5 protein-coding genes are annotated in these 6,061 nt (G+C 69.4%); 2 read left to right on the top strand and 3 right to left on the bottom strand.

Annotated elements, in window-relative coordinates; all coding sequences use genetic code 11:
- Positions 1 to 68 precede the first annotated feature (68 nt).
- The 3 genes from tyrS to ACFT7S_RS37080 are packed head-to-tail and all read right to left on the bottom strand — an operon-like array spanning position 69 to position 4,304.
- Positions 69 to 1,337 (bottom strand): tyrosine--tRNA ligase, encoded by a 1,269-nt coding sequence (gene tyrS, locus ACFT7S_RS37090; protein WP_382740462.1) that lies wholly within the window; start codon positions 1,335 to 1,337, stop codon positions 69 to 71.
- Between the two features lie 52 nt (positions 1,338 to 1,389).
- Positions 1,390 to 2,784 (bottom strand): metallopeptidase TldD-related protein, encoded by a 1,395-nt coding sequence (locus ACFT7S_RS37085; RefSeq protein WP_382740460.1) that lies wholly within the window; start codon positions 2,782 to 2,784, stop codon positions 1,390 to 1,392.
- Positions 2,781 to 4,304, bottom strand: coding sequence for a TldD/PmbA family protein (locus ACFT7S_RS37080; RefSeq protein WP_382740458.1), 1,524 nt, complete (start codon positions 4,302 to 4,304; stop codon positions 2,781 to 2,783). Before ACFT7S_RS37080 ends, ACFT7S_RS37085 begins: the two co-directional genes overlap by 4 nt.
- A 223-nt stretch (positions 4,305 to 4,527) precedes the next feature.
- Between ACFT7S_RS37080 and fabG the strand changes: the two genes are divergently transcribed.
- The gene (gene fabG / locus ACFT7S_RS37075) at positions 4,528 to 5,247 is read left to right on the top strand and encodes a 3-oxoacyl-[acyl-carrier-protein] reductase (protein WP_382740456.1); all 720 of its coding nucleotides are present in this window, start codon (positions 4,528 to 4,530) and stop codon (positions 5,245 to 5,247) included.
- 5 nt (positions 5,248 to 5,252) lie between these two features.
- Complete coding sequence (gene fabI, locus ACFT7S_RS37070; RefSeq protein ID WP_382740454.1) at positions 5,253 to 6,020, top strand: enoyl-ACP reductase FabI; 768 nt, start codon at positions 5,253 to 5,255, stop codon at positions 6,018 to 6,020.
- Positions 6,021 to 6,061 lie beyond the last annotated feature (41 nt).

Raw genomic sequence — 6,061 nt, 5'->3', positions numbered from 1 at the left:
GGACACGAGGTGCGTGTCCGGCCGCTGTGCTGCGCGCGTCCGAGGGAGCGGACGCGGTCCGTCCGGTGTCAGCCGGCCGTGACCTCGATCGCCGCCAGATTCTTCTTGCCCCGGCGCAGGACCAGCCAGCGGCCGTGCAGCAGCTCCTCGCGGGCCGGAGCGCTCTCGCCGTCCGCGACCTTCACGTTGTTCACGTAGGCCCCGCCCTCCTTCACCGTCCGGCGGGCACCCGACTTGCTCGGTGCCAGACCGACCTCGACCAGCAGATCGACCAGCGGGCCGAGCTCGGTGACCCGCGCGTGGGGCACCTCGGAGAGCGCGGCGCTCAGCGTCGCCTCGTCCAGCTCGGCCAGATCACCCTGACCGAAGAGGGCTTTCGACGCGGCGATGACCGCGGCGCACTGCTCGCCGCCGTGCACCAGCGTGGTCAGCTCCTCGGCCAGCGCACGCTGCGCCGAACGGGCCTGCGGACGCTCCTCGGTCAGCTTCTCCAGCTCTTCGAGCTCCTCGGGGCTCTTGAAGCTGAGGATGCGCATGTACCGCGAGATGTCCCGGTCGTCCGCGTTCAGCCAGAACTGGTAGAACGCGTACGGAGTCGTCATCTCGGCGTCGAGCCAGACGGCGCCGCTCTCGGACTTGCCGAACTTCGTCCCGTCCGCCTTCACCATCAGCGGCGTCGCCAGCGCGTGCACCGCGGCACCCGGCTCCAGGCGGTGGATCAGGTCGAGGCCCGCCGTGAGGTTGCCCCACTGGTCGCTGCCACCCTGCTGCAAGGTGCAGCCGTAGCGCCGGTACAGCTCCAGGAAGTCCATGCTCTGGAGCAGTTGGTAGCTGAACTCGGTGTAGCTGATGCCCTCGTCGGACTCCAGTCGCCGGGCGATGGAGTCCTTCGTGAGCATCTTGTTGACCCGGAAGTGCTTGCCGATGTCCCGCAGGAACTCGATCGCGGACATGCCGGCGGTCCAGTCCAGGTTGTTCACCATGACCGCCGCGTTGTCGCCCTCGAAGGAGAGGAACGGCTCGATCTGGGACCGCAGCCGCGACACCCAGGCGGCGACCGTCTCCGGGTCGTTCAGCGTGCGCTCGGCGGTCGGGCGCGGGTCACCGATCTGACCCGTGGCCCCGCCCACCAGGGCGAGCGGACGGAGCCCGGCCTGCTGGAGCCGGCGCATGGTGAGGACCTGCACCAGGTGCCCGACGTGGAGACTGGCCGCGGTGGGGTCGTAGCCGCAATAGAACGTGACCGGACCGTCCGCGAGAGCCTTGCGCAGGGCGTCCTCGTCAGTGGACTGGGCGAACAGCCCGCGCCACTTCAGCTCGTCGACGATGTCCGTCACGGTTCCGTGTCTCCTCTACGTGTATCGAATGGCAACGGTCAGTCTATGGCGGTCATACGCCGAGGCTCACCGAGCTCATATTGAAATCAGGAATCCGCAGTGCCGGCATGGCGGCCCGGGTGAACCAGTCGCCCCACTCCCGCGGCAGCGTCTTCTCCGTACGGCCCGCTTCCGTGGCCCGCGACAGCAGATCGACGGGCGACTCGTTGAACCGGAAGTTGTTCACCTCGCCGACGACCTCGCCGTCCTCGACGAGATACACCCCGTCGCGGGTCAGCCCGGTCAGCAGCAGCGTCGCCGGATCGACCTCCCGGATGTACCACATGCAGGTCAGCAGCAGGGCGCGGCCGGTCGTCGCGGCGACCATCTCCTCCAGGGACCGCTCACCACCGGCGTCGAGCAGCAGATTGTCGATGGCCGGGGCGACGGGCAGTCCCGTCAGGCCCGCCGAGTGCCGCGTCGTGGTCAGCCGCTCCAGCCTGCCGTCCTTGATCCAGTCCGTCGGCGCGAGCGGCAGACCGTTGTCGAAGACGGAACCACCGTCCCCGGAGGCGTGGGCGATCACGAACGGCGCGGACTCGAGACCCGGTGCGTGCGGGTCGCTGCGCAGCCTCAGCGGCAGCCCGGAAAGCGTCTCGCCGATCCGCGTACCCCCGCCCGGCTTGGAGAAGACCGTCCGGCCCTCGGCGGCATCCCGGGCGGTCGACGACCACAGCTGGTAGATCAGCAGATCAGCGACGGCCGTAGGCGGCAGCAGCGTCTCGTACCGCCCGGCGGGCAGTTCGATACGGCGCTCCGCCCAGCGGAGCCGCTGCGCGAGCTCCGCGTCCAGCGCCGCCGGGTCGACATCCTTGAAGTCCCGGGTGGAGCGGCCCGCCCAGGCCGAACGCGAACGGTCGGGGGACTTGGCGTTCAGCTCCAGGGTGCCGTTCGGCTGGTCGTGCCGCAGCCGCAGCCCCGTCGACGTACCGATGTACGTCGAGGTCACCTCGTGGTTGGCGAAGCCGTACAGCTCACGGCCCCCCGCCCTGGCGCGGGCGAAGGCGTCACCGAGCGACGGGGCGAAGTCGGCGAACACATCGGCGCCCGTCTCGGCCGGCGCGTCCGTGAAGTCGGGGGAGGCCGGCACCCCGGAGACCAGCGGCTGGGCGTCCTCGGCAGGACCTGCCCCGCGCGCGGCGGCCTCGGCGGCGCGGACGAGCGGTTCCAGGTCGTCGGCGGTGACGGCCGAGCGGGACACCACTCCGGACGCCGTGCCCTCGGCGCCGTCGACCGTGGCGATGACGGTGAGCGTCCGCCCCCGGGTCACCCCGTTCGTGGTGAGCGCGTTGCCGGCCCAGCGCAGATTGGCGGAGGAGTTCTCGTCGGCGATGACGACGCAGCCGTCGGCGGTGGACAGTCCGAGGGCCCGCTCGACGATCTCGTACGGCTTGCTGACCCGGCTCATCGTCCGGCCTCCTGCGTGGTGTTGAGGATGTTCACGCCTCGGAAAAGGGCGGAGGGGCAGCCGTGCGAGACGGCGGCGACCTGGCCCGGCTGGGCCTTGCCGCAGTTGAACGCGCCACCCAGGACATACGTCTGCGGGCCGCCGACCTTCTCCATCGAGCCCCAGAAGTCGGTCGTCGTCGCCTGATAGGCGACATCGCGGAGCTGACCGGCCAGCTTGCCGTTCTCGATCCGGAAGAAACGCTGCCCGGTGAACTGGAAGTTGTAGCGCTGCATGTCGATCGACCACGACCGGTCGCCGACCACATAGATCCCGCGCTCCACGCCACCGATCAGATCCTCGGTGGACAGCCCGCCGGGATCGGGCGCCAGCGACACGTTCGCCATGCGCTGTACGGGCACATGGCCGGGCGAGTCCGCGTACGCGCACCCGTTGGACCGGCCCAGGCCCGTCAGCTTCGCGATCCGGCGGTCCAGCTGGTAGCCGACCAGCGTCCCGTCCTTCACCAGGTCCCACGACTGCGCCTCGACGCCCTCGTCGTCGTACCCGATGGTCGCGAGCCCGTGCTCGGCGGTGCGGTCGCCCGTCACATTCATGACGGGGGAGCCGTACGCCAGCTTGCCCAGCTGGTCGAAGGTGGCGAACGAGGTCCCCGCGTACGCCGCCTCGTACCCCAGCGCGCGGTCGAGCTCGGTGGCGTGGCCGATCGACTCGTGGATGGTCAGCCAGAGATTGGACGGGTCGACGACCAGGTCGTACGTCCCCGCCTCGACGCTCGGCGCCCGCATCTTCTCGGCGAGCAGCCCCGGAATCCGCTCCAGCTCGGCGTCCCAGTCCCAGCCGGTCCCGGTGAGGTACTCCCACCCACGCCCCACCGGAGGGGCAATGGTCCGCATCGAGTCGAACTCACCGGTCGTCCCGTCCACGGCGACCGCCGTGAACTGCGGATGCAGCCGCACCCGCTGCTGCGTAGTGACGGTGCCGGCGGTGTCCGCGTAGAACTTGTTCTCGTGGACGGTCATCAGCGAGGCGTCCACATGCGCAACGCCCTCGGCGCCCAGGAGCCGGCTGCTCCACTCGGCGAGCAGCCCCGCCTTCTCCTCGTCCGGTACGGAGAACGGGTCGGTCTCGTACGCCGAGACCCAGGTCCGCTCACCGTGCGAGGGCTCGTCGGCCAGCTCCACCCGCTCGTCGGAACCCGCGGCGGCGATCACCTTCGCCGACAGCTTGGCCATGGCCACGGCCTGCGAGGCCACCTTCGCCGCGGCGTCCATGGTCAGATCCACCCCGGACGCGAACCCCCAGGCCCCGCCGTGCACGACCCGTACCGCGTACCCCAGGTCGGTGGTGTCCGACGACCCGGAGGGCCGGGCGTCACGGAGCCGCCAGCTCGCGCTCCGTACCCGCTCGAACCGGAAATCCGCATGCACCGCACCGAGCGCGCGGGCGCGTGCGAGCGCCGCGTCGGCGAGGGCACGCAGCGGCAGCGCCAGGAATGACTGATCTACCTCGTGGGCCACGTGGGCCTCCCCTTCTCCACCTCTGCAATGTCTCCGCAGTGAATCATGGTGGGTACGGCCGCTCGGGGCCTTCGCATTTCGCTGTCCGGTTTCCGTGCCCCGCGCCATTCTGTAGGAATCCCACAGAGGTCGCCCGGCGGCGCTGTCAGAGGGCGATTCTCCGTACGCGGCACGGTACCGATAGGTTTTCGATGTACCAGACCGCCAAGGAAAGGGTGATCCGTTGAGCCGCTCGGTTCTCGTCACCGGAGGAAACCGGGGCATCGGCCTCGCCATCGCCCGCGCTTTCGCCGACAACGGCGACAAGGTCGCGATCACCTACCGCTCCGGCGAGCCGCCGAAGGAACTCACCGAGGCGGGCTGCCTGGCCGTCCGTTGCGACATCACGGACACCGAGCAGGTGGAGCAGGCCTACAAGGAGATCGAGGAGAAGCACGGTCCTGTCGAGGTACTGGTCGCCAACGCCGGTATCACCAAGGACCAGTTGCTGATGCGGATGTCCGAGGACGACTTCACGTCGGTACTCGACACCAACCTCACCGGCACCTTCCGGGTCGTCAAGCGCGCCAACCGCGGCATGCTGCGCGCCAAGAAGGGCCGCGTCGTCCTGATCTCCTCCGTCGTGGGCCTCCTCGGCTCGGCGGGGCAGGCGAACTACGCCGCTTCCAAGGCGGGCCTTGTCGGCTTCGCCCGGTCGCTGGCCCGCGAGCTCGGCTCGCGGAACATCACTTTCAACGTCGTCGCGCCCGGGTTTGTCGACACCGACATGACCCAGGTGCTCACCGAGGAGCAGCGCAAGGGCATCGTCGCCCAGGTGCCGCTCGGCCGCTATGCGCAGCCCGGGGAGATCGCCGCAGCCGTGCGCTTCCTCGCCTCCGACGACGCGTCGTACATCACTGGAGCCGTCATCCCCGTTGACGGCGGATTGGGCATGGGTCACTGATCACCATGAGCGGAATTCTCGACGGCAAGCGCATCCTCATCTCGGGTGTGCTGATGGAGTCGTCCATCGCTTTCCACACCGCGAAGGTGGCCCAGGAGCAGGGTGCCGAGGTCATTCTGACCGCCTTCCCCCGGCCCACGCTGACCGAACGCATCGCCAAGAAGCTGCCCAAGCCGGCGAAGGTCATCGAGCTGGACGTGACCAACGACGAGCACCTGGACCGCCTCGCAGGCCTGGTCCGTGACGAGCTCGGTTCGCTCGACGGTGTCGTGCACTCCATCGGCTTCGCTCCGCAGGACGCACTCGGCGGCAACTTCCTCAACACCCCGTTCGAGTCGGTCGCCACGGCGATGCACGTCTCGGCGTTCTCGCTGAAGTCGCTCGCCATGGCCTGCAAGCCGCTGATGAGTGAGGGCGGCTCGATCGTCGGTCTCACCTTCGACGCGCAGTACGCCTGGCCGCAGTACGACTGGATGGGCCCGGCCAAGGCCGCGCTGGAGGCCACCTCCCGTTACCTCGCCCGTGACCTGGGCAAGGACGGCCTGCGCTGCAACCTGATCTCCGCCGGACCGATCGGCTCCATGGCCGCCAAGTCCATCCCGGGCTTCTCGGAGCTCGCGGACGTCTGGAACCACCGCTCCCCGCTGGCATGGGACATGTCCGACCCGGAGCCGGCCGGCCGCGGTGTCGTCGCGCTGCTCTCGGACTTCTTCCCGAAGACGACGGGCGAGATCATCCACGTCGACGGTGGCGTGCACATGATGGGCGCCTGACCCTTCGCGCGCCTAACGGCCGCGTACCGCTTCCCCGGACT

The sequence above is a fragment of the Streptomyces sp. NPDC057136 genome (genome assembly GCF_042670885.1).
GTDB lineage: Bacteria > Actinomycetota > Actinomycetes > Streptomycetales > Streptomycetaceae > Streptomyces.
Note: the sequence above shows the minus strand (reverse complement) of the source record. Positions and strands in the feature narration are given on the sequence as shown.

Coding starts and splice junctions, on each gene's coding strand:
- ACFT7S_RS37085 (WP_382740460.1), bottom strand. CDS start 2,784: ATGAGCCGGGTCAGCAAGCCGTACGAGATCGTCGAGCGGGCCCTCGGA.
- fabI (WP_382740454.1), top strand. CDS start 5,253: ATGAGCGGAATTCTCGACGGCAAGCGCATCCTCATCTCGGGTGTGCTG.